Source organism: Micromonospora sp. DT53, from assembly GCF_049841535.1.
Taxonomy (GTDB): domain Bacteria; phylum Actinomycetota; class Actinomycetes; order Mycobacteriales; family Micromonosporaceae; genus Micromonospora.
On sequence record NZ_JBNCKM010000009.1, the window covers coordinates 222,082 to 246,909 of the forward strand.

Sequence of the window (24,828 nt, forward strand, 5' to 3'; positions counted from 1 at the left end):
GGAGGCCCCGTCGCACCGCACCGCCCCGCCTACGGGGCAGCTCTACAGGCACCGAAAGACAAACCCTTGCGCCGCGGTGGGCCCTGTCGCCAGAAGCCCAGCGGCTACTGCCGAACCAGGCACCCCTCGCGCCACGGCGGGCCCTGCCGAGCTGCCCCGGAAATGGGGCAGGCGCGGGGGCACGGGGCATGGGGCAGGCGCGGGGCACGGGGCGCGGGGCACGGGGCGCGGAGGCGCGGAGGCGCGGAGGCGCGGAGGCCCCGTCACACCGCACCGCCCCACCTACAGGGCAGCTCTACAGGCACCGAAAGACAAACCCTTGCGCCGCGGTGAGCACTGTCGCCAGAAGCCCGGCGGCTACTGCCGAACCAGGCACCCCTCGCGCCACGGCGGGCCCTGCCGCCATGAGCCGGCGCGGCTACGTCGGAAAGGCGGCAGGCCGCCGACCCGTGAGCGGGTCGACGGCCTGCCGGTGAAGCGGAACGGGTCAGCGCTCGCCGAAGGGGACGTAGTCCCGCTCGGCGGAGCCGACGTAGACCTGCCGCGGACGGCCGATCTTGGTCTCCGGGTCGCTGATCATCTCGCGCCACTGGGCGATCCAGCCGGGGAGCCGGCCGAGCGCGAAGAGCACGGTGAACATCTTGGTCGGGAAACCCATGGCCTTGTAGATCAGGCCGGTGTAGAAGTCCACGTTCGGGTAGAGCCGACGGGAGACGAAGAAGTCGTCGGCGAGGGCGATCTCCTCCAGCTCCATGGCGATGTCCAGCAGCGGGTCGGGCTTGGCCATCCGGCCCAGCACGTCCTGCGCGGCCTTCTTGACGATCGCCGCCCGCGGGTCGTAGTTCTTGTAGACCCGGTGGCCGAAGCCCATCAGCTTGACGCCGTCCTGCTTGTCCTTGACCTTGCGGACGAAGGACCGGACGTCGCCGTCGCCGGCGTGGATCTGCTGGAGCATCTCCAGCACCGCCTGGTTGGCGCCGCCGTGCAGGGGGCCGAACAGCGCGTTCACGCCGGCCGAGACCGAGGCGAACAGGTTGGCGTTGCTGGAGCCGACCAGGCGCACTGTCGACGTGGAGCAGTTCTGCTCGTGGTCGGCGTGCAGGACGAAGAGCATGTCCAGCACCTTCGACATGACCGGGTCGACCTCGTACGGCTCCGCCGGCACGCCGAACGTCATCCGCAGCAGGTTGTCCACGTACCCCAGCGAGTTGTCCGGGTACAGCAGCGGCTGACCGATGGACTTCTTGTACGCGTACGAGGCGATGGTCGGGACCTTCGCCATCAGCCGGACCGTGGAGATCTCCACGTGCTCGGAGTCGAACGGGTCCAGGCTGTCCTGGTAAAAGGTGGACAGCGCGCTCACCGCGGACGAGAGCACCGCCATCGGGTGGGCGTCCCGGGGGAAGCCGTCGAAGAAGCGGCGCATCTCCTCGTGCAGCAGCGAGTGCCGCCGAATCCACTCGGTGAACTCGGTCAGCTGCTGCTCGGTCGGCAGCTCACCGTAGATGAGCAGGTAGGAGACCTCCAGGAAGGAGGACTTCTCGGCCAGCTGCTCGATCGGGTACCCCCGGTAACGCAGGATCCCCGCGTCGCCGTCGATGTAGGTGATCGCGGATGAGGCAGCGGCGGTGTTGACGAAACCGGGGTCGTACGTGGTCATCCCGGTTTCCTTCAGCAGCTTGCTCACCCCGATACCGGCGGGGCCCTCGACCGCAGGATGCACCGGCATCGACAGCTGCCCACCGGGGTGATCGAGCTTGACTTCCGTCATGTGGTTCCTCGCTTCGCCGGCAGATCTACGTTGAATTGCCTTCGCTTCTACCGTAATTGCGGCTCGGGGGACAACGCCCGCCGTGGTTCGGCGGTGAGGTATGCGTCACCCGATTCCCGACCCGGCGGCCGGGAAACCCGGCATCCCGCCAGCCGGGACCAGACCGGACCGACCCGGGAAGGAAGACCGGACCGACCCCGGAAGCCAGACCGGACCGTGCCCGGAGGCCAGGTCAGGACAAAGCGAGGCGTCGCAGCGTACCGTCCGTCGCGACCTGGAGGACGTCGAGCTTGTTGGTGCCGGCGTGGAACAGCTTGTCGTCGGCGAGTAGCGCGGCGAAGCGGCGTCCGCCGGGGTCGGCCGGCACCACCGGGACGACGGCTCCGACGCGGCCGTTGACGGCGACGGCGAGGAGGGTGCCGTCCGGGATCCGGTCCGGGACGTCGCCCCAGACGAGCGCCGGGAGGGTGCCGGTGTCCGGGTCCGTGGCGGTGAAGGCGGCCAGGTCGGCGACCCGGGCGCTGCCGGCGTCCGGGGCGGCGCGTACCTCGGTGCCGACCAGGGGGTGGGGTGTCGGCAGGGGTGGTGGGGCGGGCACGCCGCCGGGGAAGGTGACCGGTTCGCCTGGGCGGTCGTAGAAGTGCTTCGTGCCGTCGGTGCGGGGGGCCTGTCGGGCGGAGCGCCCGTCGACCCGCCAGGGCAGCCGGACGCCGGCCTCGTCGGCCACGGTCGGCAGCAGGTCGACGTGTTCCCAGTTGCGGTCGTCCACCCGGCCGGTCTGCTGCCGGGGCTCCTTGACGAACGTCGGCACCCAGGCGACCTCGCCGGCGGCGGCCTTGATGGCGTCCATGCCCCGGCCCTGGGCGCCGGGGCGGAAGCTGACCCCGTGGTCGGCGGTCACCACGACGAGGGCCTGGTCGTAGAGGCCGTTGGCGCGCAGCGTCCGCAGCGTCTCGCCGATCAGCCGGTCGGTGTAGCCGAGTTGGGCGAGGTGCCGTTGCCGGGCCAGGTCGACCCACCCGGCGCCGTCGTTGGGCAGGTCCTCGGGGGCGTCGTAGCGCGCCCCGGACGGCAGGTACGCCCACGGTGAGTGCGGCATCAGCAGGTGCAGGAAGTGCAGGGTGGGCCGGGTCGTCGGTCTCAGGCCGGCCAGGAAGCTGGTGAACCGGGCGGGCTGGTTGTCGTCCAGGCTGTCCCAGCGGAACTTCGGGTCGGCCGGCACCGGCTCGGCGGCGTCCAGACCGGCCTCGGCCCGGGTCCGCTCGCGGTAGGAGTCCTCCGGGTCGACGGCGCTGTCCGTCGGCCCGGCGACCCGGCCGAGCAGCTTGCCGGTCTCGCGGACCAGCACGCCGAGCCCCTGCTCCGGGGTGACCGGCTGCTCGCAACGGCTGGGTGGGCAGAGTCGGGTGATGCTCTCCTCGGCGCGGATGTCGTACAGGCCGCCGAAGGCGGTGAAGATGTTGTCCGGGTACTGCGAGTAGTGCGGGGCGACCGACCGCGCCGGGTAGCGGCCGGTGAGCATCGCCGGCAGCGCGTTGGGCGTCCACCCGCTGACCCCTGTCGAGTTGCGGTACCAGGTGGAGCCGCCGGCCAGCTCGGCGAAGTGCGGGTACCGTCCGGCGTCGATCGTTCCGTCCGCGCGGAGCAGGCTGACCAGTGGCAGCTCGTCGAGGATCAGCATGACCACCGGCGGGTGCACGGCCGCGCCCTGCGCGGTGCCGGCCGCACCGCCGTCGCCGCGCGGCAGGACCACCGCCGAGGTGGGTGAGACGAGCAGGAAGAGCGCCACGAAGGCCACCGGGCCGGCGGCGGCCAGTCGCAGCACCCGGCTCGGCGCCCGCCACCGCCGGTGTGCGACCGCGCCGGCGGCTCCGACCAGCACGGCCACCAGCAGCAGCGGTACGCCCCGAAGTGGCGTCACGTGTCGGCCCACCTGCACGGCGAGGGCGGCGACCAGCAGCCCGACCAGCCCGGTGTGGGTGATGGCTCGGGTGGTCCGGCCGGCGAGTCGGCTGAGCCCACCGAGCAGCGCCACCCCGGCCGTGGGGACCACCGTCACCAGGGCGAGCAGCAGCAGGATCTGGGCCGGGTCGGCGCGGTGGAAGAGGAAGAAGTCGGGGCTGCGGCCGAGCACGTCCAGCAGCGGCTGGGTGACCACGAGGCCGACGAGCGCGGCGATCTCCAGCACCCGGCCCAGTTCCCCGCGCCAGCCGTGGAACCACCGCCGGTCAGCCACCCATCACCGTCCGGTAGAGCGTGCGGGTGCCCGAGGGCAGTTCCAGCCGGTCGGTGATCCGTCCCCGGGCGGCGAGCAACGTCTCGAAGGTGTCGCGTCGGTAGTCCGGGAAGAGACCGGCGGGCTTGTTGGCCAGCAGCCGGGTCGCCATCGGGTCCTCCGGGTGGACGAACTCCACCACCACCGCGCCGCCCGGCGCGCTCAGCCCGGCCAGCCAGTCGATGACCTCCGGCAGCGGCACGTTGCGCCCGATCGCCAGGTGGTGCACCACGGCCAGGGCGAGCACCACGTCGGCGGACGCCCGCTCGGCGAAGCCGGCCCGCTCGACGCCCCGCCAGCCGCCGCCCGGCGAGGGGTCGGCCAGGTCCAGCACCAGTGGCAGGATGCGGCGCTGCCCCTCGGCGCGCAGCTTTCGGTACAACTCGTCGACGACTGTCGGGTCCTGCTCGACGGCGACCACGTAGTCGGCGTGCCCGGCCGCCAGCCGGGAGTACCGGCCGTCGTTGGCGCCGAGGTCGAGCACCAGGCGGGGACGGGTGCCGGCGGCCACCGCGGCGGCCACGAACTGCTCCTTCGCCACCCGGTCGCGGGCCGAGTAGCCGCAGGTGCTCTGGTAGTCCGACCAGTGGCTCTCGGGCGGGCGGCGGTCCAGCTTGCGGACCAGTTTCTCGATGCCGCGGACGGTGGCGAGCAGCAACTCCCGGGAGAAGCCGGCGGCCCGCAGTTGGTCGCGTACGTCGCTGGTGCTGGCGGCGGCGTTGCGTTGCTGCATGGCCCCGTGCAGGTGCAGGTGGGTCAGCACGCCGGGGCGCAGCCGGCGGACCCCGTTGAACAGCGGCCGCAGCTCGTCGGCCTCGATGCCGTCGACCCGGGCGCGCAGCCACGGCTGGAAGTCGACGCCCAGGTGGGCGGTGAGCATCAGCGGGTAGAGCACCGTCTGGCAGAACTGCCGGTAGCCGGCCCACGGTTCGCCGTCACGGACCGGCTCGAAGGAGCCGATGTCGATGAAGACCGGTTCGGCGCCGCGCCACTGCAGGTTGTACGCCGAGCCGTCCTTGGTGGTGAAACCCTCGCCGAGCGCGGCGTTCAGGATCTCCAGGTGCAGCAGGGCGGCGTCGCGCAGCATGCTGAACGACCACTCGTACGGGTGGGAGACGAACGGGATGCGCTCGTGGCGCAGCACGGCGGCCCACGGCGTCCCGGTCGCGGCGGGCACCAGTGTGGGCGGGGCGTCCTCGGTGGCGCAGACCTTGCGTGCGGCGACGAGCGCCGGGAAGAACGTGCTGCCGGTCAGTGCCCGCCAGTGCTCGGCGGCCTGGGGGTCCAGCCCGCGCAGCACCTCGTCGCCGATGTGGAAGACCCGGTTGGCCGGGTCGCGGAAGGAGGCCGGCTCGGGCCGTACCCCGGTGGGTGAGATCGCCATCGTCGAGACTGGCCGGCTCAGCGCTGGTCGGTGGGTTGCCGGCGGAACCGGTCGACGAGCCGTCGCCAGTAGAGCTTCGCGGCGACCGCGACGCCAGCCACCCCGCCGACGACCGCCTGCACGATCAGGCTGCCGGACCCCGCGTCCAGGTAGGCCAGATGTTCCACCGATCGCTCCTTGCCTCGCCGCCTCGACACCGGCGTCCCAGGCGTACACCGATGAGGCTTTTAACCCAGAAAGCCGGACTTGTCCCTCACCGTACGCCGGTCGCTGTCGCCGTCGCGGGCACATCGGCGTACTCCCAGCCTCGCCACAGAATGCGGCCGGGACGGCGGGCCGCGCCGGTACGCTGCGGACGTGCGCTGGATGATCGTGGACGCGCCGCTGGACTCCTCCGGCGCGGGACGCGGCGAGGAACGGGCCCCGGCCGCGCTGCGCCGGGCCGGCCTGCGCGAAGCCCTGTCCGCCGACGACGGCGGGCAGATCGACGAGGCACGATTGCGCGACCCGAACCGGGACCCGGCCAGCGGGGTGATCGGCGCGGCGGACCTGGTCCGGGCCGGCGGCGCCATCGCCGCGCGGATCGGCGCGCTCATCGCGGACGGCCACCGAGCACTTGTGCTCGGTGGGGACTGCGCGATCCTGCCCGGCATCTGCCGGGCCCTGCCCACGGCTACCGACCTGTGGTTCGTCGACGCCCACCCGGACTTCCTCGACGGCACGACCTCGCCGACCGGGGAGGCCGCCGACATGGACCTCTCGGTCGTCACCGGGTACGGCCCCGCCGCCGCCGTCGGCCCGACCGGCACGCTGATCGAGCCGAGCCGCGTCCACCTGCTCGGGCACCGCGCGGCAACCGACGAGAGCAGCCGGGTCGAGGCGTCCCGGATCGACCCGGCGATCCGCCAGGTCAACGCCGCCGAGCTGCTCCGCCGAGGTGCGGCGACGATCGGCGCGGGCCTCGCCGCCGACGGGGACGGGCCGGCCTGGCTGCACCTCGACCTGGACGTGGTGGACCCACGCGACCTGCCCGCGGTGACCTATCCCGAGCCGGACGGCCCCCGCTGGGCGGACGTGATCGCGCTTGTCACGCCGTTGGCCCGCGCCGACCGGCTGCTCGGGATGAGCGTGACCGACCTGAACATCGACGAGGACCCCGACGGGCGACACACGCGCCGCGTCGTCGAGGTCCTCACCGAGATGCTCAGCGGCTGACCGGAGCCGACGTGCGGTGCGCCGACTAGGCGTCGGCTGTGGGATCCGGTAGCCGGACGGTGACGACCGTCCGACCTGGACGGCTCCGCACGCCGACCGTGCCGTGGTGGGCCTCCACCACCGCCGCGACGATCGCGAGGCCGAGGCCGGTGCTGCCCTGCGCGCGAGACCGGGAGCTGTCGCCCCTGGCGAACCGCTCGAACATCTCCGGTTGCAACTCCACCGGCACCCCGGGGCCGTCGTCGGCGACGGTGAGCACGGCGCTGGCGACCTCGACGGCAAGCGTGGTGGTGACCGTGCTGCCGGGCGGCGTGTGCACCCGGGCGTTGGTGAGCAGGTTCGCCACCACCTGGTGCAGCCGGGCGGCGTCGCCGGGCACCCGGATCGCCACCTCGGGCAGTTCGAGCTGCCAGCGGTGCTCGGGGTCGGCTACGTGCGCGTCACTGACCGCGTCCACCACCAGGGCGGTCAGGTCGACCGGTTCGACAGCGAGCGGCCGGCCGGTGTCGAGGCGGGCCAGCAGCAGCAGGTCGTCGACGAGGCTGGTCATCCGGGTGCTCTCCGACTCCACCCGGCGCAGCGCGTGCGCCACGTCGGCGGGAACCTCGTCCCGGCCCCGCCGGGCCACCTCGGCGTAGCCGCGGATCGCCGCGAGAGGCGTCCGCAACTCGTGGCTGGCGTCGGCCACGAACTGGCGTACCCGGGTCTCGCTGGCCTGCCGGGCGGAGAGCGCGTCGGCGACGTGGCCCAGCATCCGGTTCAGTGCCGCGCCGACCTGGCCGACCTCGGTGCGTGGGTCGGTGTCGGCGGCCGGGACCCGGACGGCGAGCGCCACCTCCCCGCGGTCCAGGGGCAGCTCGGTGACGCAGGTGGCGGTGGCGGCCACCCGGTTGAGCGGTCGCAGGGTCGCCCGCACGATCAGCGCGCCCGCCGCACCGGCCAGCAGCAGCCCGACGGCGGCCACCCCGACCTGCGCGGCGACCAGCGCCCAGACGGTCTCCTGGACGCCGGAGAGGGGGATCGCGACGACGCGTACCCGGCCGTCCCAGTACTGCCGGGCCACGGCCCGGTAGTCACCGCGATCGCCGAGGTCGACGGTGCGCGGTCTGGCGTCGACCGGCAGGTCCGCCAACGCGGCGACCGCCCCCACCGGCACGGACTGCTCGTCGGGGAACGGGTCGGCGCTGGAGACGCTCCTGGTCAGGGTCCGGGCGCTGGTCACCCGGCCGTCGGTGATCTCGGCGACCACCGCCCCGGACGGCAACCCGGGTGGGATCCCCGGACCGTTGCCGGGGAAGGCCGGCCGCCCCGGACGGTCGCCCCGCATGGCCGTCGCGGGGGCCAACTGGGCGTCGAGCCGGTCGATCAGGAAGTGCCGCAGCGCCACAGTGGTCAGGCCACCGATGGCGACGCTGACCAACGCCAGCAGGGCGAGCAGGGCGAACACCAGCCGGGTACGCAGGGATCGCCCGGCCAGCCACCTGCGGGCGGCGCGCAGGGGCCGGCGCCTACTCGGCGGGTTTGAGGACATAGCCCGCGCCGCGCAGCGTGTGGATCATCGGCGGCCGGCCGGCGTCGATCTTCTTGCGCAGGTACGAGATGTACAGCTCCACCACGTTGGCCTGGCCGCCGAAGTCGTAGTTCCACACCCGGTCGAGGATCTGCGCCTTGCTGAGCACCCGGCGCGGGTTGCGCATCAGGTAGCGCAGCAGCTCGAACTCGGTCGCGGTGAGAGTGACGAGCTGGCCGGCCCGGCGGACCTCGTGGCTGTCCTCGTCGAGGCTGAGGTCACCGACGGTCAGCACCGCCTCCTCCCGGGCGGCGATCGCGAGCCCGGAGCGGCGCAGCAGCGCGCGCAGCCGCGCGATCACCTCCTCCAGGCTGAACGGTTTGGTGACGTAGTCGTCGCCGCCGACGGTCAACCCGGCGATGCGTTCCTCGACCGCGTCGCGGGCGGTCAGGAAGAGCACCGGCACGGTGGGGGTGTGTTCGCGCAGCCGGCGCAGCACCTGGAAGCCGTCCAGGTCGGGCAGCATCACGTCGAGTACCACGGCGTCCGGCTGGAACTGGCGGGCGGTGCTCAACGCCGCCATGCCGTTGCCGGCGGTCCGGACCTGCCAGCCCTCGTAGCGCAGGGCCATCGACAACAGGTCGGTGAGCGTGGGTTCGTCGTCGACCACCAGCACCCGGACGGGTTCGCCGTCGGGGCGACGCAGCTCGATCCGGCTCGGCGCGGCCTGCCCGTTCATGACCATGCGGCCCATCGTGGCCGCGACGCCTGTGCCACGCCCCTGTGCAAGCTGTGCGCCAGCTGTGCGGTCGGGCCGACGCGACGCCGGCGTCGCCACCGGTCAGCCCCGCCTCGTGGTCACTCGGACACCCCGTACGCGTCGGTGCGCACGAAACGCATGCTCCAGCCGCCCGCCTCGTCGGGCCGGTCCCGTTCGCGTTCGTAGAGGTGATCGGGGCCGGGCTGCACCGGGCCGGTGCCGTCCGGGTGTCGCATGATCCAACGCTTGGGTGGGGCGCCGTCCGACCCGGCCGGCAGCAGCCGGACCAGGCCGTCCGCGGGCCCGCCGACGAAGCGTACGGTGACCTCGCTCATCGCGGCGTCCCCTCGGGTGACCGTGCCGGCACAATCGGTGACACCGGCTCTGGCTCGCAAGCTACCGCACCCACCGCCCGGGCGCAGCGAGGTGCGCAGCGCCGTCCGCCCCCGAGTCGGGCTCCGGTTTGCCCAGTTCGGAGGGCGGGTACCGCGATCGGTGCACCCGGCCGTCGGCGGGGCGAGGGCGAGGAGTGGTCGATGCGGACGCTGGACGGGCGGTACCGGCTCGAACAGCGCATCGGCGTGGGTGGGATGTCCGAGGTGTGGCGGGCGTACGACCAGGTGCTGGACCGGCCGGTCGCGGTGAAGCTCATCTCGCCCGGCCGCGACGACCGGGACGGCCCGGTGGACCGGATCCGCGCGGAGGCCCGTTCCGCGGCCCGCCTGGAGCACCCGAACGTGGCGAGCGTGCACGACTTCGGCACCTCCTCCACGTGGCCGGGCCGGCCGGTGCCCTACATCGTCATGGAGCTGGCCGAGGGTGAGACGCTCGCCGTGCACCTGCGCGCCGGGCCGCTGGACTGGCGGATCGCGGTCCGGGTCTGTGCGGAGGTCGCCGCCGCGCTGGCCGCCGCGCACGCCGAGGGCATCGTGCACCGGGACGTCAAGCCCGCCAACGTCATGCTCACCCCGGCCGGGGTGAAGGTGCTCGACTTCGGCATCGCCGTCGCCGCCGGGGAACCGGACCCGATGCCTACCGGGATGGTGCTCGGCACCCCGGCGTACCTGGCCCCCGAACAACTGGACGAGGCGCCGGCCACCCCCGCCGCCGACATGTACGCCCTCGGCGTGCTGCTCTACTACAGCCTCACCGCCCGCCTGCCCTACCGCGCGGCGACCGCCAGCGAACTGCTCCTCGTCCGCCGCCGTCAGCCTCCGGAGCCGCTGCCCGACATCGCCGGACTCCCGCCGGAGGTCGCCGAGCTGTGCCACTCCTGCCTCGCCGACGACCCCGAGCAGCGTCCGACCAGCCTGGTCGCCGCGCTGCTGCTGGCCGAGGCCGTGGACGCCCGGGTGTACGTGCCGATGACGATCCCGACGGCCCGACGGCCGGCCCCGACGTCGCCGTGGACCGAACGGGCCGCCGCGGAGGCCACCGAGGCGGTGGCGGTGGCCCACGAGCCGAACCTGCCCTTCGGGCGCTGACCGTGCGGCCCCCGGCGGTTTCGCCGAGCGGCCTGGCGTTTCGCCGGCCGGCGGCGGGGTAGCCGGCCTGGTGAGCGACGGGAGAAACGCGATGCCGGATCAGAGTTCCTGGCTGCGTGAGGCCACAGCGACCGCCGAGGGCGGTCACGTACGCACCGACGATGGCGGGCTCTCCACCGCGCTGGCCTCACCGCTGGCGCCGCACTGCACCGGGCTGACCCCGGAACAGTTGTTGGCCGCGGCCTTCGCCTCCTGCCTGCACCACGCCGCGGTGGAGGTGGCCGGGGAGATCACCGACGAGGCGCACACCGTGCAGGTGCGAGCGGAGGCGAGGCTGGGGCGGGACAACGACGGCCGATACCGGGCCGACGTGCACGCGGAGATCTCCTCAGCCGGCCTGAGCCGAGATCAACTGGCCGACCTGGTCGAGTACGCCGACCGGCTGTGGCCGTTCTCCAGCAGCGACACCAGCCGACACCGGCTGACCGTCACCCCGGCCGAGAACGGCCGACACTGAGGCGAGGGGATCTGGGGGTGTTCGGCGGAGGTCGGGGTCGGCTGTTCGGGTGAGGCCGGTAGGCGGGCGGGTGCCTGGCCGGCCGACGGGCGGAGTGAGCGCATTCTCCCGGCAAGTCGGGAATAACCGTCTGGAGTGATCCGCGAGGTTGATCAGCATCACGCGGGTTTTGCCCACTAAAGTCGCCATGATCAGGGCAAATTGTGGCGCATGCCACCGTACGGGCCGATGGCATCGGGCATTCAGCTCTTTAACCTCGGCAGGTGCATCCCGACGACCCCTCCGCCCAGAAGCTGACCGACGCGCGCCCGACCACCCTTTCGGACGACGCCGTATCAACCGAACGGACGATCGGCCGTCACCGCGCTCCCGAACCGCCGCGGCGACCCCTGCTGGGCTCGACCCCGGTGCGGGTGGCGCTGGCCACCGGTGTCACCTGCTGCCTCAGCCTCGTCGCGGTCGCCACCGCGCGAGGCAACGACGACACCTCCCGTACGGTCGAGCCGCTCGCCGAGGCGGTGGCTGACCGCGCCGCCATCGCCGACGAGCGGGCCTCCCGGTCGCTCGACCGCGACGTCGCCCCCGCCCGGATCCTGCCCAGCCCGACGGCGACGCCCACGCCCGCCCCCACTCCCACCGCCGTCCGCAAGGCGCCCAAGAAGCCGGTCAAGCCCCGCCGCCCCCGGCCGGTCGCCGGCCTCGACCAGGCACAGATGGACAATGCGAAGATCATCGTGGACGTCGGCGTGGAGATGAAGATGCCGCGGCGCGCCCTGGTGGTGGCGCTGGCCACCGCCATGCAGGAGAGCAACCTCTACAACCTGGCCAGCGACGTCCTTCCGGAGTCGGCGGAGTACCCGAACCAGGGCAGCGGCTCCGACCACGACTCGGTGGGGCTGTTCCAGCAGCGGCCCAGCAGCGGCTGGGGCACGGTGGCCCAACTGATGCGCCCCTCCTACGCCGCGCGGGCCTTCTACAGCGCGCTCAACGAGATCCCCGGCTGGCAGGACATGAGCGTCACCGGCGCCGCCCAGGCCGTGCAGATCTCCGCCTACCCCGACGCGTACGCCCAGCACGAGGACCGGGCGACCACCGTCGCGGCGGCCCTCACCGCCTGAGCCGGGCGGGCACACCCGTGCCCGCGCGCGTCTCAGCGACGGCCGGGCGGCTCCGCGCCCGCGTCCAGGCCGCCGACACCAACGCGACTGCCCGGTACGCCGGCAGCCGCGGTCGGGGTGTCGGCGGGCACCTGGTCGACCGTCACCTCGCTGAGGATCTCGTCCACCCGCACCTCGCGCCGTCGACGGGCGTCCAACGCCGCCTCGAAGTCACGTCGGGCCTGCACCGCCTCCGCGTACGCCCGCTCCCGCACCCGCCGTGCCTCCTCGCGGGCCTCGTCGAGCTCGACGCGGGCCTGGGCCAGGATCTCGGCGGCCTCCTGTCGCACCGCGTCACCGGCGTGCCGGGTGGCGGCGGCGTCGCCCAGGTCCAGCCGTTGCAGGAGCCCGCTGAGCCAGGCCGCCTCCTGGCGGATCTCGTCCCATTCCCGGGCCGCCCCGGCCGCGCCCTCGGCCCGCGCCGCGAGCCGGGACAACCGGATCCCCAACTCGTCCAGGCAGTGATCCACCTGCCGCTTGTCGTAACCGGTCTCAACGACGGAGAACCTCATACTGTCGCCCCCCAGGCAGCTGCTGTTACTTCCCCACCTGGATCCTCGGCCGCGACCGCTCGCGCCGAGGGGGTTCGGGAAAAATGTTCAGCATGCGCGCGGACGGCGCCGGCGTCAGCTCCGCTTGGGCAGGACGACGACCCGGCCGAAGAACTCGTCGATGCGGCGGACCACGTCGTTGAAGTCGTCCAGGTCGATCGGCTTGGTGACGTACGCGTTGGCCTGCAACGTGTAGCTGCCGACGATGTCGGTGTCGGCGTTGGAGGTGGTCAGCACGACGATCGGGATGGTCCGAAGGTCCTCGTCCTGCTTGACCGCCCCGAGCACCTGCCGACCGTCCATCCGCGGCATGTTCAGATCCAGCAGGATCACGTCCGGTCGGCGGGCCTGCTCGTGTCGGCCCTCGGCGCGGAGAAACTCCATCGCCTCCTCGCCGTCACTGACCACGTCGATGATCTTCTCGACGTCGGAGTCCGCCAGCGCCTCCTCGATCATCAGCACGTCACCCGGGTCGTCGTCGACCACCAGGATGCGTACCGGCTGGGGGCTGTCTGCGCCCATCACTACCTGCCTCGGAGTCGGCGGGGACGGGACCCTGACGGTCACCGCGTTGGCGGGGAAATGCTGGCGGGGAAATCTAGCCCATCAGGACGCGCTGCGGGACGCGGGGTCGACCGACTCCGGTTCGTAGCGCAACACGTCGGCGAGGCCGGTCACCCGCAGCACCCGCTCGACCCGCCCGTTGGCGCCGGTGAGCCGGAGCCAACCCCCGTCGGCCGCCGCCCGGTTGTCGCCCCGGACGAACACCGCCATGCCTGTGGAGTCGCAGAACGTCAGGTCGGTCAGGTCGAGCAGCACCCGGATCTCGCCCGCCGCGGTGAGCCGGTCGATCGCGGCGGTCAGCTCGGGGGCGGTGCTCAGGTCCAGCTCGCCGGCGAGCCGCAGGCAGGCGCCACCACCGTCAAGCTCGACGTAGCTGACGCTGAACGTCACCGTTCTCCCCCTCGCTCCACCCTGGGGTGGGACGTTTGCAGTCCGGCAAGTATACGCAGAGCTGACCACCGCACCGTCGCGCGCGGTGATCGATCCGGATGCCACCGGCGGGTCGGTCAGCGGGCCGCGCCGGGCAGGGCCGCACATCCCAGCGCCAGCGCCCGTGCCGCCCGGGGGAAGTCCCGCAACGCGGCGGCGTAGTGCTCCAACGGCAGGGCGACCGCCCCGATGGGGACCCCACGACTGCTCAGGATCACCGACAGCCACTCCACGAACTCGGTGAACAACGAGGCGTCGTCGACGTAGACCGCCGCGGCCAGAAAATCCACGATGTGGCCGAGGTCGCTGACTGTCGCGTCGAGCTGCGCGGCGGTGTACGCCCGTGCCGCCGGCACCCGATCCCGCAGTTGGGCCAACGCGCTGTCGATCAGCTCACCGCGACGGCGCACCAGGCTGGCGTACTCGTCGTCGGTCAGGTGCGCCAGCCGCGCCGGCGGCACCCCGCGCAGCGCCCGCTCGTCGGCGATCAGCTCGGCCGCCGAAGGCGCGTCCGGCGCCCAGGCCACCCCGAGCCGGCGCGCCCACCGGCCATCCGCGCCGAACCCGCGCCCGCCGACCACCACCGGCACGTCCGAGCGGCGGCAGGCCTCGATCATCCGATGGGCGTACGGCAGGCGCATCGGCAGCGCGCACGCCAGCGCGACCGCGTGCGCGTCGTAACGGTGCAGGTACGACACGAGGTGCGCGGCGGGCACGCTGGCCCCCAGGAAGGTCACCTGCCACCCGCGTAACCGCAGCACCTCGGCCACCAGCCGGGGCGGCAGCGCGTGCCACTCGCCGTCCATGCAGGCGACCACCACCCGGCCGCCGGTCGGCTGCGGTCTGACGTGCGCGGACACCGCCGCCACCACCTGCTCGCTGATGTGGGTGGCGGCGTGCTCCTGGGCGACGCTCCACTCGTTGCGCGCCCACCGCTCGCCCACCTCGGCCTGGGCGGGCGCGACCAGGTCGAGCAGCACCCGTTCCGCCGGGACGCCCGCGTCGAGCAGGCCGATCGCCAGGTCGGTCGCCGCGTACTCGTCGGCGTCGGCGAGATGGTCCAGATAGCCGGTGTACGCGTCGCCGAGGTCGGCGGTGACCGCGGCGGCGGTCACGCGTCAGCTCCCGCCGTCTGGTCGATGCCGGCGGGCACCGAGTGCAGGTGCCGCGCCCCGCGCCCGCTCGGGCCGGCCGCCCGCAGCGCCAGCACGGCGATGTCGTCGTGGTCGCCCTGCGCCAGCCAGTCGCAGGTGACCTGCTCGACCCGTTCGGCCAGGGCCGGCGCGGGCATCCGCTGGCAGCCGGTGAGCGCGGTGATCAGCCGCTCGGGGCCGAACTGCTCGCCGCCACGCCGACCGCCCCGGGCCTCGGTCACGCCGTCGCTGTAGAGCAGGCAGGTCTCGCCCGGCGCCAGCCGCACGGTCACCTCCCCGACGCGGGGGTCGGGGACCACCCCGATGAGCATCCCGCGCAACGCCACCGTCTCCACCTCGCCGGAGGCGCGCAGCACGAGCGGTGGCAGGTGCCCGCCGCCGGCCATGGTGAGGCTGAGGCCACCGTCGCGCTCCTGGCGGGCGACGCCGAGCACGATCGTGGCGAAACGGCCCTGGCCGTGCGCCTGGGTGGTCTCCAGCAGCGCGTCGTTGAGCAACCGCAGCAACCGCCCGGGCTGCGACTCCAACCGGTGCAGCGCCTGGAGGCACTGGCGCAGTTGGCCGGTGAAGACGGCGGCTTCGACGCCCTTGCCCGACACGTCGCCCAGGAAGAACACCGAGCCACCGTCGGGAAGCCGGTGCGAACCGTAGAAGTCGCCGCCGATGCGCAGCCCCGCCTGCGCGGGCCGGTACGCGGTGCCCCACTGCACGCCGACGGCCTCGACCGGCTCGACCGGCAGCAGGCTGGCCTGGAGGGTGTCGGCGACCTCCGCCTGGTCGCGGTAGAGCAGCGCGGTGGACAACGCCGCGCCGGCACGGGCCGCGAACGCGCGCACCAGCTCGACGTCGTCCTCGTCGTACCAGCGGGTGGCACGCCGGGCCACCAACAGCACACCTACCGGGGCGTCACGGCCGGGCAGCGGGACGACCCGGGCGGCGCTCTCGGTGCCGGCGAGCCCCGGCAGCCAACCGGCGTCGACCGCCTGCTCGACCAGCCAGTCCACCGCGTGCGGCTCGGCCCCGGTCAACCCGTCGGCGATGGCGGCCGGCAGCTCACCGCCGGCCAACACGCCGCTGTCCACCGTCGGCGACTCGTCGTCGGCGCGCGAGGCCCGCCACCAGCGGGCGCGCCCGGCACGTGGGGCGAGCACCAGCACCGCCACCTCGGCCAGGGTCGGCACGGCGAGGCGGACGACCGCGGCTGCGGCCCGGTCCGGGTGCAGAGGGTTGCCCAGCTTGTCGCCGACCACGGCCAGGAACGCCGAGCGCGCCCGTTCGGCGAGCAGCGCGTCGGCGCGGCTGACGCTGTCGGTGACGTCCTCGACGTACCAGCAGCAGCGGGCACCGGAGAGCGGCACCTGGCGGGCGGTGAGCCGGTGCCCGCGATGGGTGAAGCCGCCGGCGTCGCCCTCGCTCAGGCCGGGCACGCCGGCCGCGCTGAGCAGCTCGCCGGGCGTCACCTCGGGGAGCAACCGCTCGGCCACCGGGCTGACGTGGCGCACGACGCCGTCGGCGTCGCAGACCACCAGACCCTCACGGAAGTGCTCGACGACCTCGAACCAGTCGGGCGTGGCCTGACCCCGGTCGGGGGCCAGCGGCGGCAGGCCGGCACTGGGGCGGCGGACGTCGGCGGACCACGCCGAGGGTCGTGTCGTGCTCGGCGTGGAGAGCCGTCCGTCGCCCGGGTCCCAGTCCCTGACGTCGGAAGCAGTCACCAGCTGAGCCTCACTCCTTCTCGTTCACCGAACCCGTGCCGGAACCGGCGTCCACGGTCGAAACTCTGCAGCCCACCCTACGCCCGAACCCGGATAGCGGCATCTCACGGCGGGTGGCGGGCCCCCCACCGCGGGGGCGGCGGACCAGGGCCACGAGGGCGCGCCGCCGCCCACCGCTTTGCGTTTCGTCGCCGCACAGGGAGAATGGTGGGATGCCCGACCAGCTGTTGACCATCGAGACGACCCGGCTCGCCGCCGGGCAGGTCCGACTCCGGCTGACCGGCGAACTCGACTACGACTCCGCGCCCGAGCTGGTCGCCACGGCGGCCGAGTTGCCTGGCGACGGCGAGGCCCCGGTGCTGGTCGACCTGACCGGGGTGACCCTCTGCGACTCCTCCGGGCTCAGCGCGTTGCTTGTGGTGCAGCGCGCCGCCGGGGCCATCCGACTGATCGGGGTCAGCCGCCAGCTGCAGCGGATGCTGGACCGCACGGGCCTGAGTGAGCTGCTGGCCGAGGCGTACGCCGACGGCGACGTGCGCGCCATCGGCTGATCCGCGGGCCACCCCCGGAAGCGAACGGGGATGGCCCCCGACCCTGGGACCTGGGGTCGGGGGCCGGAGGAATGTCTAGGGTGCCGTCATCGGCTGGAGCCGGGGTCCGTCCTCACGCAGCTGGCCGATCGGGGTCGCGTCGATGTCCTCGGGCTCCCCCGAATCGGGCGTCTGGTACAGGTAGCGGACGAACTGCCCACCCGCCTCGTTGTCGTCCGCACCGGGCCACTGACCGACGCAGTCCATGCCGATCACCTCTCGGCCCGTCCCGTCGGCCTCCTCCAGCAGCGCCCACAGGCTCACCGGGTAACACCTGGTGACCTCGGGTGTGAGCTGCCAGCGGGCGTACCACCCGGGTCGGGCGGGGACGATCTCGACGATCTCCTTCATGACGACCTTCCTTCCGCGTACCTCGGAAGAACTCCGGTCCTGGGCCAAGCGTGCGGGCCGTGTGGGTGAGCAACCCTCACCCCGGCCGGATGAAGCGTGCTGGAGGCCGGGTCGACCCGGCCGGCGGCCTCCGTTTCGTCCTCCGCGACGGCGGGAAGGCGACGGGCGCAGGCACGATCCCCAGCGGAAGGGATGCCACCATGCGCAAGCAGATGGAGGGCGACAACCAGAGGCGCCGGGCGCTGGCCCGGCAGGCCCGCGAACAGCGTCGCCAGCCCAGCGAGATCGGCGCCAGCCTGAGCGCGTCCAAGCAGCTCAAGAGCCTCGATGCGGGCAAGCGTGCCGGCCCACCAGCGGCCGGACCGCACAAACCGGACACCACGCGCGGGGGGCCGGCACCGCCGCCGGTCGGAAGCGCCGACAATCCGCGACCCCAGCCGTCCCCGCCGAGCGGCGCGGCCGGTGTGCGCGGCATGGGCTACCACGAACTGGTCGACGAGGTCCGGCGTCGCGCCGGGGTCGACTTCAAGACGGCGAAGGTGGGCACCGAGGCGACCGTGCTGGTCCTCGCGTTCGCCCTGGAGGCCGCCGAGCGGCAGCGGCTGCTCGCCGCGGTGCCGGCGTCGCTGCACGACGTGCTGCCGGTCGACGGCATCGAGCGGCACCAGGACCTGCCCGGCTTCCTGGCCGAGGTGGGCCGGATCAGCGGCAACACCCCGGAGCAGGCCCGGTACCAGGCGGAGGCGACCATCGCCGCGCTCGCCGAGCAGGACGGCGACCTGGTCGAGTCGTTGCACGTGCCCGACGGGTTGCGGGACCTGCTGAACCCGCCGGAGGCCGGCGGCGGCCTCGTGGGTGCCTCCACCACCACACCCACCCTGGACGCCGACGAGATCGACGCGGCGCTGGACGACCTGCCCTACTGGGCCGGCGACAGTCAGGGCCTCTACCGGGTGGTCGCGCTGCCGCCCGACAACCTGGACCGGGTGCTCGCCCGGCTCGACCGACTGCGCCAGGACAGCGGCCGCGGCCCGAGCATCGGGCGTCCGGGAGACACCGCCGCGGTGTTGACCGTGCGGACCAACCAGGCCAACGGGGTGACCGCGCTCGACGTGGACCTCGCCCGCCAGATCGACGACGCGATCGACGAGGTGGGGGCCGGGATGGCTGGCAGCTGACCGGCCACCGCGACATCGACGGGCCGGGCCACCGACCGGGTGGACCGTGGGCTCGGCTAGCGTGCCGGACATGAACCGCGCCGCCGACCGGCTGGAACTGGTCGCCGACCCGGTCCGCCGGACCGGGCGGACCCTGCTGTCCGCCGGGGTCGAGCAGTCGTACGTGGACGTCGAGGATCCCCGCCACCTGCACTTCGAGTACGTCCGGAGGATCGCCTCGGCGGTGGAGGTGGCGGCGCCGGCCGGTGCCCCGCTGAGCGTCCTGCACCTGGGTGGCGGCGCGTTGACGCTGCCCCGCTGGCTGGCCGCCACCCGGCCCGGCTCCCCGCAACTGGTCGTCGAGCGGGACGCGGCGGTGGTCGAGCTGGTGGCCCGGGAGTTGCCGCCGCTGCCGCCGCAGGTGCGGGTGGAGGTCGCCGACGCCCGAGACGCCCTGACCGCCGCCGGGGACGGCCAGTACGACCTGGTGATCGCCGACATCTACCGCGCGGCCCGGATGCCCCGGCACGTCCGCACCGTCGAGTTCGCCGCCGAGGTGGCTCGCGTCCTGCGCCCCGACGGGTTGTACCTGGTCAACGTCACGGACCTGCCGCCACTTGTCGACACCCGGGTTCAGGTGGCCACGTTGCGGGCGGTGTTCGCCGACGTGTGCGTGGTCGGCGACCGGCGGATGCTGCGCGGCCGCAGGTACGGCAATCTGGTGCTCGCCGCGACCTCCCGCCCCGGCGGGCTGCCGGTGGCCCGGCTGGCGGTGGCCGCCCTGCGCGACCCGGTGCCCGGCGGGTTGCTGCACGCCGCCGCGCTCGACACGTTCGTCGCCGGCGCCCAGCCCGTCACCGACGCGGACGACAGCTCCCGCCACTGATCGCCGTTGCGCCCGCAATGCCGGGTTTCCGACGACCCGGGCGGGGAAGGCCGGTCGGATGAGCAACGCCGACGATGGGGCGACCGGCCGCCGCACCCTGATCGTGATCGGTCTGGTGCTGGCGACCGCGCTCGCGCTGGGCTTCGTGTACGCGACCCGGCGGGTGCTGGTCTGGGCGGTGGTCGCCGCGTTCTTCGCCGTCGCCCTCAAACCCCTCGTCGACCGGCTGCAACGCCGCCTCGTCCGGCGTCGGGCCCTGGCCACGCTGCTGGTGTTCCTCGCCGCGTTCGTGTTGCTGGCGATCCTGGCCGCGCTCATCCTGGTGCCGTTGTTCGGCGAGTTGGGGCGTTTCGCCGACCGGGCGCCCGAGCTGGTGCGGGAGGCCCGCGCGGGGCAGGGCCCGGTGGGGCAGGTGCTGGAGCGCACCGGCGCACGCCGCTACGTCAGCGAGCACTCCGAACAGCTGCGCGACCTCGGAGGCCGGCTGCGCCAACCCGCGGTCGGCGTGCTGCGCGGCGTCGTCGAGTCGGTCGCCGGGCTGGTCACGGTCATCGTGCTCGCGTACCTCATGGTGTTGGAGGCGCCGCGGATCACCCGCGGCGTGCTCGCGGCGGCCGGGGACGGTCAGGGCGAGCGGCTACGCCGGGTGGGCCGCGAGGTGTCGCGCAGCGTCACCGGCTACCTCACCGGAAACCTGCTGATCAGCGCGATCTGCGGGGCGTTGACCTTCGTGGTGCTGACCCTCACCGGGGTGCCCTTCGCGGCGGTGATCGCCCTGCTGGTGGCGGTGGCCGACCTGATACCGCTGGTCGGGGCGACCCTCGGCGCGGTGATCGCGGCCGGCGCCGGTTTCCTGCACTCCCCCACCGCGGGGGTGGTGGTGCTGGTCTTCTTCGTGATCTACCAACAGGTGGAGAACCACCTGCTCCAGCCGCTCATCCTGTCCCGCGCGGTCCGGCTGAACCCGTTGACCGTGCTGGTCAGCGTGCTGCTCGCGGCGGAGCTGGCCGGCCTGCTCGGCGCGCTGCTGGCCATCCCCGCCGCCGGCATCATCCAGACCCTGCTGCGCGAGTACGGCCCGCGCCGGTTGCGGCCCGCCCCGCCGGCCGGTCCGGCCGCGCGGTCCGCGCGGCCGACCAGCTGACCTGGCCCGGTTGCCCCGCTCAGCGGGACCGGCTCGCGACCTCGGGTGTGGTGCTCTCCAACGGCACCGCGTGGGCCGGCACCAGCCCCAACTGGACCGCGGACCGGGTCAACGCGGCGTCCAAGACCCAGTCGGCACTGACCCGGGTGCGGTTTCCCGGCATCGCCATCAGGTGGTACGCCCGGGTGACCGCCTTGGCCGGCAGCCCGGCCAGGTTGACCTGCAACGGATTCGCCGCCGCGTCCTTGCCACCCAGGTCGACGACCCAGCCCAGGTCATGGTGCTTGTACGGCTTGCGCTGGCCGAAACCGTACGACGCGGCGATGTTGTACGCCGCCCGCTTCCCCTGCCGCTGCGCGTGCTGGGCGGTCATCCCGCACACCTTGCCGGGGTTGACCAGGTCGGGCACGGCCGCGGCGTCGCCGCAGGCGAACACCTCCGGATAACCGGGGACGTTGAGGAACTCGTCGGTCACCAGGCGACCCCTGTCGGTCCGCAGGCCCAACTCGTTGACGAACGGGTCGGGGCGCACGCCCACACACCAGACCAGGGTGCAGGTCGGCACGTACTCGCCGTCGGTGAGCTTGACCCCGTCGCAGGTCGCCTCTGCCACCGACGTGCCCATCCGCACGTCCACCCCACGGCGGTCCAGCACCTTGTGCGAGGTGTCCGACATCCGCTTGTCCAACTCCGGCAGCACCCGGGACGCCACGTCGAGCAGCATCCAGCGGGGGCGGACGGTGAGCCGGGGCCGCTGGGCGTGCAGCGCGTCAGTGAACAGCTGCCCGTGCGCCGCGACCTCGGTGCCGGTGTAGCCCGCCCCGACCACCACGAACGTGGACCGGGCCCGCTGCTCGGCCGGGTCCTCGGCCTGCTCGGCCAGCTCGACCTGGCGGACGATGTGATCATGCAGGTAGACGGCCTCGGGCAGGCCACGGAAGCCGTGCGCGTACTCGGTCACCCCCGGAATGGGCAGCAGCTTGTTGACGCTGCCCACGGCGAGGATCAACCTGTCGTACGCCAGCCGGTTCTTCTCCCCCTCGGCCTGCGTGAACCCGACCCAGCGGTTCTGCAGGTCGACGTGGTCCGCCTCACCGACCACCACACGTACGCCCTTGAGCGTCCCGGTCAGCGGCACGGCGATCCGCCTGGGCTCGACCACCCCGGCCGCGACCTCGGGCAGCAGCGGCAGGTAGAGGAAGTAGTCGGTGGAGTTCAGCACCACGATCTCGGCCCGGTCCCGGGCGATCCGGCTCAACGTCTTCGCCGCGTGGTAACCGGCGAACCCGGCCCCCACGATCACCACACGAGGTTTCGTCATTGCGGGCCGTTTCCCGTCGGAGCCCGCGACAAACGTCCGACGCGCGACCCGCCCTCACCTTGGCTAAGCCGGACGTGGCCGCTGCGGCCGGTCGCCTCCACCTCCCACTGTTGGCCGAACGCCCGCACCCGCTCGGCGGCGATCCGGCCCAGCTCCTGCGGGACGTCCGGATCGAGGACCAACCGGCCGTTTACCGGGTTGAGGCCGAGCATGGCGCGGATCAGGGCCAGCGGCGTGCCGGCCGCCCACGCCTGCGGGCTGCATGCGGTCGGAAACGGCACGGCGAAGAGCAGCCGTTCCCGGTCGAACCCGCTGAGCGCCTCCGGCAGCCGGTAACCGAACTGGTCGGCCGCCTCGATCATCGCCAGACTGATCCGGTTCGACTCGGCCCGGTAGCCGTACCGGGCCAGGCCCAGCGCGGCGATCGAGTTGTCGTGCGGCCAGACCGTGCCGAGGTGGTAGCCGAGCGCGTTGTAGAGCCGCTCCTCCCGGGACAGCGTGCGGATGCCCCAACCGGAATACATGTCCGGCGACATGAGTTGTCGCACCACCGCGTCGGCCCGCTCCGGCGGGACGATTCCGCTCCACAGCAGGTGACCCATGGTCGAGGTCTTGGAATCGACGCGGTTCTTGTCGCCGTCCAGGGCAACCGCGTAGTAGCCGCCCCGTTCCTCGATCCAGAAGTCGTGGTTGAACCGCTCGTACAGGGTGTTGGCCTCGTCGCGCAGCCGACGCGCCAACGTGCCGTTGTTCAACGGCCCGTCGAACAACTCGGCCAGCCGCATCTTGGCGTCGTAGGTGTAGCCCTGCAGGTCGCAGGTGGCCAGCGGGAGCACGGGCATCCTGCCGTCGGCGAAGCAGACGCCGTCCGGGGAGTCCCGCCAGCACTGGTTGCCCAGCCCCTCGGGCGAGCGGGTGGCGTACTCGACGTAGCCGTCGCCGTCCCGGTCGCCGTACTCGTCGATCCAGCGCAACGCGGCCACCGCGTTGTCCCGCAGGTGCCGGACGGTCTCGTCGTCGCCGGTCCAGCGCCAGTACTCGGAGAGCAGGATCAGCCAGAGTTGGGTGGCGTCGGCGCTGCCGTAGTACGGCCCGAACGGTTTCTCGCCACTGCGGGTCAACTCGCCGCTGCGCACCTCGTGCAGGATCTTGCCGGGCTCTTCGTCGGTGAAGTCGTCGCACGTGTCGCCCTGGAGCCGGGCCAGTGCGAGCAAGGCCCCCTTCGCCAGCGCGGGCCCGGCGACCAGCGTCTGGTACGCGGTGATCAGGGTGTCCCGGCCGAAGACGGCGAGGAACCACGGCAGCCCGGCGCCGGGCAGCAGAATCCGCTGGCCCTTGACCTCCAGGTCGAGCCGCAGGGCCGCCAGGTCGTTGCGGGACTGCCGCACGGTGCGCTCCAACGCCGTGTTGTCGCTGCGCAGCACCGCCCGGTCCTCGACCCACCGGCGCAGCGGGTCGTCGGCCCGGCCGTGGATGACGTCGGCGATGTCGCCCCGGACCGGCTCGACCACCCCCATCCCGGGCGGCAGTGGCACGTGCAGGTCGACGTGCCACTCCTCGCGGGGGCCCAGCTCCAGCTCCCAGACCAGATCGTCACCCTCGATGCTGTCGGCCGGCTTCGTGCAGCACACCCGGGTCTGCGCGGAGAAGTCGCCGCGCTGGTAGGAGAAGCACAGCTCGGACCCGTCCACGGCATGGTGACGGCTGATCTCGGCGGAGCGGTCCCGGACCCTCGACTTGACCTCGAACAGGTCGGCGAAGTCGGCGGCGACGGCCAGCCGCAGCTCCACCCGGACCGGCTCCAGTCGGTAGGAGACCAGTTCCACGCGTTCGTGGAACCCGTCGCCGACGTAGCGCAGGCGCCGCAGGCCCAGGGTGTTCGGCGGCAGCCCGGGCAACTCCGGGTTGGTGAGCACGTACTGCGCCGAATAGTGTTCGATGGTCTTGGCGCGCAGCACCAGCAGCTCACTACCGTTGACGGTCAGGCTCCAGCCGCTGATCAGGCGGGTGTCCAGGTGGACGAGCCCACCGATGCTGCCCGTCGGCACATCCCCGGACGCGTTGGAGTACAGAAACGTCGGCCCGCTGAGTACCGCGAGGGAGTCGGGGCCCAACTCGGGCGGGATGGCCCGCTGGTCGGCGCTGTCCGCGTCCGCGACGGCCAGGTCGGGGAAGGGGTTGGCAGGGGTCGCGCGAACGGCAGCCATGACACCCACCGTAGGAAGCAGAGTACGGAGCGTCATCACCCGGTTCGGGTGAAAGGTGCGCGAGCGGCACCGCGCGGCGGCCGGCCGGTCAGGCCAGCGGCGCGGTGATCGCCCAGCGCTCGTGGTCGCGCCAGGCGCCGTCGATGAACAGGTAGTCCGGGGAGAAGCCCTCCAACCGGAAACCGAGCTTGCGGGCCACCCGACGGGACGGCTCGTTGCCCGGCTGGATGTTCGCCTCCAGCCGGTGCAACCCGACCGAGGTGAACGCGTGGTCGAGCACCAGGGCCACACCCGCCGAGGCGTGCCCGGTCCCGCTGTACGGCAGGAACGCCGCGTACCCGAGGTAGCCGCCGCGCAGCGCGCCCAGCACGATCCCGCTGATGTTCACGTAGCCGGCGATCGCACCGGTGGCCCGGTCGCAGATCAGGTAACCCGCGCTGTCGCGCCGACGGATCCGGCGCAGGTACAGCTCGTACTCCTCCGGGCTGGCCGGCGCGGCCAACCACGGGTGGTGCAGGTCCTGACTGCGCCGCACGGCGGCGACGAACTCGTCGGAGTCGGTGGGCCGGGGCCGCCGGATCGCGGCGGGACCACCGGTACGCAGGTATCTCACGGCGGATCACTCTGACCGACCGGTGCCGCCGTTGTCCAACCGGCCGCCGCGCGGGTAGCGCCGCACAGTCGCA

24 protein-coding genes are annotated in these 24,828 nt (G+C 73.1%); 8 read left to right on the forward strand and 16 right to left on the reverse strand.

All coding sequences use genetic code 11. From position 1 onward, the window contains the following. Positions 1-487: 487 nt before the first annotated feature. From ACLQ3B_RS26325 to ACLQ3B_RS26340, 4 genes are all read right to left on the reverse strand, one after another. A complete protein-coding gene (locus ACLQ3B_RS26325; protein ID WP_091408199.1) occupies positions 488-1,771 on the reverse strand; it encodes a citrate synthase in 1,284 nt (427 codons plus the stop codon). 232 nt (positions 1,772-2,003) lie between these two features. After that, on the reverse strand, positions 2,004-4,007 hold the full coding sequence (locus ACLQ3B_RS26330) for a sulfatase-like hydrolase/transferase (RefSeq protein ID WP_425783372.1): 2,004 nt from the start codon (positions 4,005-4,007) through the stop codon (positions 2,004-2,006). Beyond that, positions 4,000-5,430, reverse strand: a complete 1,431-nt coding sequence (locus ACLQ3B_RS26335) for a class I SAM-dependent methyltransferase (protein WP_425783373.1) — start codon at positions 5,428-5,430, stop codon at positions 4,000-4,002. The genes ACLQ3B_RS26330 and ACLQ3B_RS26335 overlap by 8 nt, the downstream gene beginning before the upstream one ends. 17 nt (positions 5,431-5,447) lie before the next feature. Beyond that, entirely contained in the window at positions 5,448-5,597 is a 150-nt protein-coding gene (locus ACLQ3B_RS26340) for a hypothetical protein (RefSeq protein WP_425783374.1), read from the reverse strand. 199 nt (positions 5,598-5,796) lie between these two features. On the opposite strand from ACLQ3B_RS26340, the gene ACLQ3B_RS26345 reads away from it, so the two are divergent. Continuing rightward, a complete protein-coding gene (locus tag ACLQ3B_RS26345; protein ID WP_425783502.1) occupies positions 5,797-6,645 on the forward strand; it encodes an arginase family protein in 849 nt (282 codons plus the stop codon). Between the two features lie 25 nt (positions 6,646-6,670). Here the strand turns inward: ACLQ3B_RS26345 and ACLQ3B_RS26350 are convergent, their stop codons facing one another. The 3 genes from ACLQ3B_RS26350 to ACLQ3B_RS26360 form a co-directional block, all read right to left on the reverse strand. Beyond that, positions 6,671-8,176, reverse strand: coding sequence for a sensor histidine kinase (locus ACLQ3B_RS26350; protein ID WP_425783375.1), 1,506 nt, complete (start codon positions 8,174-8,176; stop codon positions 6,671-6,673). Continuing rightward, the gene (locus ACLQ3B_RS26355; protein WP_425783503.1) at positions 8,154-8,894 is read right to left on the reverse strand and encodes a response regulator transcription factor; all 741 of its coding nucleotides are present in this window, start codon (positions 8,892-8,894) and stop codon (positions 8,154-8,156) included. The genes ACLQ3B_RS26350 and ACLQ3B_RS26355 overlap by 23 nt, the downstream gene beginning before the upstream one ends. A 119-nt stretch (positions 8,895-9,013) precedes the next feature. Then, positions 9,014-9,250, reverse strand: coding sequence for a hypothetical protein (locus ACLQ3B_RS26360; protein ID WP_425783376.1), 237 nt, complete (start codon positions 9,248-9,250; stop codon positions 9,014-9,016). Between the two features lie 201 nt (positions 9,251-9,451). Here ACLQ3B_RS26360 and ACLQ3B_RS26365 point away from each other — a divergent pair, with 201 nt between their 5' ends. From ACLQ3B_RS26365 to ACLQ3B_RS26375, 3 genes are all read left to right on the forward strand, one after another. Further along, positions 9,452-10,399, forward strand: a complete 948-nt coding sequence (locus tag ACLQ3B_RS26365) for a serine/threonine-protein kinase (RefSeq protein ID WP_425783377.1) — start codon at positions 9,452-9,454, stop codon at positions 10,397-10,399. 91 nt (positions 10,400-10,490) lie between these two features. Further along, positions 10,491-10,916, forward strand: a complete 426-nt coding sequence (locus ACLQ3B_RS26370; protein WP_425783378.1) for an OsmC family protein — start codon at positions 10,491-10,493, stop codon at positions 10,914-10,916. Between the two features lie 263 nt (positions 10,917-11,179). Further along, a complete protein-coding gene (locus tag ACLQ3B_RS26375; protein ID WP_425783379.1) occupies positions 11,180-12,034 on the forward strand; it encodes a hypothetical protein in 855 nt (284 codons plus the stop codon). Between the two features lie 32 nt (positions 12,035-12,066). Here the strand turns inward: ACLQ3B_RS26375 and ACLQ3B_RS26380 are convergent, their stop codons facing one another. The 5 genes from ACLQ3B_RS26380 to ACLQ3B_RS26400 form a co-directional block, all read right to left on the reverse strand. Continuing rightward, positions 12,067-12,585, reverse strand: coding sequence for an ATPase (locus tag ACLQ3B_RS26380; RefSeq protein ID WP_425783380.1), 519 nt, complete (start codon positions 12,583-12,585; stop codon positions 12,067-12,069). Positions 12,586-12,699: 114 nt separating this feature from the next. Next, positions 12,700-13,146, reverse strand: a complete 447-nt coding sequence (locus tag ACLQ3B_RS26385; RefSeq protein ID WP_425783381.1) for a response regulator — start codon at positions 13,144-13,146, stop codon at positions 12,700-12,702. Positions 13,147-13,230: 84 nt separating this feature from the next. After that, positions 13,231-13,578, reverse strand: a complete 348-nt coding sequence (locus ACLQ3B_RS26390) for an STAS domain-containing protein (RefSeq protein WP_425783382.1) — start codon at positions 13,576-13,578, stop codon at positions 13,231-13,233. Positions 13,579-13,694: 116 nt separating this feature from the next. Further along, positions 13,695-14,732 (reverse strand): cobalamin B12-binding domain-containing protein, encoded by a 1,038-nt coding sequence (locus ACLQ3B_RS26395; RefSeq protein WP_425783383.1) that lies wholly within the window; start codon positions 14,730-14,732, stop codon positions 13,695-13,697. Beyond that, positions 14,729-16,486: a PP2C family protein-serine/threonine phosphatase gene (locus ACLQ3B_RS26400; protein ID WP_425783384.1), complete on the reverse strand. Its 1,758-nt coding sequence runs from the start codon at positions 16,484-16,486 to the stop codon at positions 14,729-14,731. The genes ACLQ3B_RS26395 and ACLQ3B_RS26400 overlap by 4 nt, the downstream gene beginning before the upstream one ends. Before the next feature lie 212 nt (positions 16,487-16,698). Here ACLQ3B_RS26400 and ACLQ3B_RS26405 point away from each other — a divergent pair, with 212 nt between their 5' ends. After that, positions 16,699-17,037 carry an STAS domain-containing protein gene (locus ACLQ3B_RS26405; RefSeq protein WP_425783385.1) on the forward strand — a complete coding sequence of 113 codons (339 nt, stop codon included), beginning with the start codon at positions 16,699-16,701 and terminating at the stop codon, positions 17,035-17,037. Between the two features lie 75 nt (positions 17,038-17,112). Here ACLQ3B_RS26405 and ACLQ3B_RS26410 read toward each other — a convergent pair whose 3' ends face one another. Continuing rightward, positions 17,113-17,427, reverse strand: coding sequence for a hypothetical protein (locus ACLQ3B_RS26410; RefSeq protein WP_425783386.1), 315 nt, complete (start codon positions 17,425-17,427; stop codon positions 17,113-17,115). Positions 17,428-17,627: 200 nt separating this feature from the next. On the opposite strand from ACLQ3B_RS26410, the gene ACLQ3B_RS26415 reads away from it, so the two are divergent. The 3 genes from ACLQ3B_RS26415 to ACLQ3B_RS26425 all read left to right on the forward strand — a co-directional run bounded on the left by ACLQ3B_RS26415 (position 17,628) and on the right by ACLQ3B_RS26425 (position 20,614). Next, positions 17,628-18,605, forward strand: a complete 978-nt coding sequence (locus ACLQ3B_RS26415; protein ID WP_425783387.1) for a DUF2267 domain-containing protein — start codon at positions 17,628-17,630, stop codon at positions 18,603-18,605. A 70-nt stretch (positions 18,606-18,675) separates the two neighbouring features. After that, the gene (locus tag ACLQ3B_RS26420; protein WP_425783388.1) at positions 18,676-19,470 is read left to right on the forward strand and encodes a spermidine synthase; all 795 of its coding nucleotides are present in this window, start codon (positions 18,676-18,678) and stop codon (positions 19,468-19,470) included. 58 nt (positions 19,471-19,528) lie between these two features. Then, a complete protein-coding gene (locus tag ACLQ3B_RS26425) occupies positions 19,529-20,614 on the forward strand; it encodes an AI-2E family transporter (RefSeq protein ID WP_425783389.1) in 1,086 nt (361 codons plus the stop codon). A 19-nt stretch (positions 20,615-20,633) separates the two neighbouring features. Here ACLQ3B_RS26425 and ACLQ3B_RS26430 read toward each other — a convergent pair whose 3' ends face one another. The 3 genes from ACLQ3B_RS26430 to ACLQ3B_RS26440 all read right to left on the reverse strand — a co-directional run bounded on the left by ACLQ3B_RS26430 (position 20,634) and on the right by ACLQ3B_RS26440 (position 24,755). After that, positions 20,634-21,935: an NAD(P)/FAD-dependent oxidoreductase gene (locus ACLQ3B_RS26430; RefSeq protein WP_425783390.1), complete on the reverse strand. Its 1,302-nt coding sequence runs from the start codon at positions 21,933-21,935 to the stop codon at positions 20,634-20,636. Further along, positions 21,932-24,142 (reverse strand): glycogen debranching N-terminal domain-containing protein, encoded by a 2,211-nt coding sequence (locus ACLQ3B_RS26435; RefSeq protein WP_425783391.1) that lies wholly within the window; start codon positions 24,140-24,142, stop codon positions 21,932-21,934. Before ACLQ3B_RS26435 ends, ACLQ3B_RS26430 begins: the two co-directional genes overlap by 4 nt. A gap of 88 nt (positions 24,143-24,230) precedes the next feature. Next, positions 24,231-24,755, reverse strand: coding sequence for a GNAT family N-acetyltransferase (locus tag ACLQ3B_RS26440; protein ID WP_425783392.1), 525 nt, complete (start codon positions 24,753-24,755; stop codon positions 24,231-24,233). Positions 24,756-24,828: the final 73 nt, after the last annotated feature.

What these genes read in the sequence shown, in the direction of transcription:
- ACLQ3B_RS26435 (WP_425783391.1), bottom strand. Translation starts at nt 24,142, where the DNA reads ATGGCTGCCGTTCGCGCGACCCCTGCCAACCCCTTCCCCGACCTGGCC.
- ACLQ3B_RS26380 (WP_425783380.1), bottom strand. Translation starts at nt 12,585, where the DNA reads ATGAGGTTCTCCGTCGTTGAGACCGGTTACGACAAGCGGCAGGTGGAT.
- ACLQ3B_RS26420 (WP_425783388.1), top strand. Translation starts at nt 18,676, where the DNA reads ATGAACCGCGCCGCCGACCGGCTGGAACTGGTCGCCGACCCGGTCCGC.
- ACLQ3B_RS26335 (WP_425783373.1), bottom strand. Translation starts at nt 5,430, where the DNA reads ATGGCGATCTCACCCACCGGGGTACGGCCCGAGCCGGCCTCCTTCCGC.
- ACLQ3B_RS26405 (WP_425783385.1), top strand. Translation starts at nt 16,699, where the DNA reads ATGCCCGACCAGCTGTTGACCATCGAGACGACCCGGCTCGCCGCCGGG.
- ACLQ3B_RS26370 (WP_425783378.1), top strand. Translation starts at nt 10,491, where the DNA reads ATGCCGGATCAGAGTTCCTGGCTGCGTGAGGCCACAGCGACCGCCGAG.
- ACLQ3B_RS26410 (WP_425783386.1), bottom strand. Translation starts at nt 17,427, where the DNA reads ATGAAGGAGATCGTCGAGATCGTCCCCGCCCGACCCGGGTGGTACGCC.
- ACLQ3B_RS26365 (WP_425783377.1), top strand. Translation starts at nt 9,452, where the DNA reads ATGCGGACGCTGGACGGGCGGTACCGGCTCGAACAGCGCATCGGCGTG.
- ACLQ3B_RS26345 (WP_425783502.1), top strand. Translation starts at nt 5,797, where the DNA reads ATGATCGTGGACGCGCCGCTGGACTCCTCCGGCGCGGGACGCGGCGAG.
- ACLQ3B_RS26350 (WP_425783375.1), bottom strand. Translation starts at nt 8,176, where the DNA reads ATGTCCTCAAACCCGCCGAGTAGGCGCCGGCCCCTGCGCGCCGCCCGC.
- ACLQ3B_RS26430 (WP_425783390.1), bottom strand. Translation starts at nt 21,935, where the DNA reads ATGACGAAACCTCGTGTGGTGATCGTGGGGGCCGGGTTCGCCGGTTAC.
- ACLQ3B_RS26415 (WP_425783387.1), top strand. Translation starts at nt 17,628, where the DNA reads ATGCGCAAGCAGATGGAGGGCGACAACCAGAGGCGCCGGGCGCTGGCC.
- ACLQ3B_RS26385 (WP_425783381.1), bottom strand. Translation starts at nt 13,146, where the DNA reads ATGGGCGCAGACAGCCCCCAGCCGGTACGCATCCTGGTGGTCGACGAC.
- ACLQ3B_RS26325 (WP_091408199.1), bottom strand. Translation starts at nt 1,771, where the DNA reads ATGACGGAAGTCAAGCTCGATCACCCCGGTGGGCAGCTGTCGATGCCG.
- ACLQ3B_RS26355 (WP_425783503.1), bottom strand. Translation starts at nt 8,894, where the DNA reads ATGAACGGGCAGGCCGCGCCGAGCCGGATCGAGCTGCGTCGCCCCGAC.
- ACLQ3B_RS26360 (WP_425783376.1), bottom strand. Translation starts at nt 9,250, where the DNA reads ATGAGCGAGGTCACCGTACGCTTCGTCGGCGGGCCCGCGGACGGCCTG.
- ACLQ3B_RS26425 (WP_425783389.1), top strand. Translation starts at nt 19,529, where the DNA reads ATGAGCAACGCCGACGATGGGGCGACCGGCCGCCGCACCCTGATCGTG.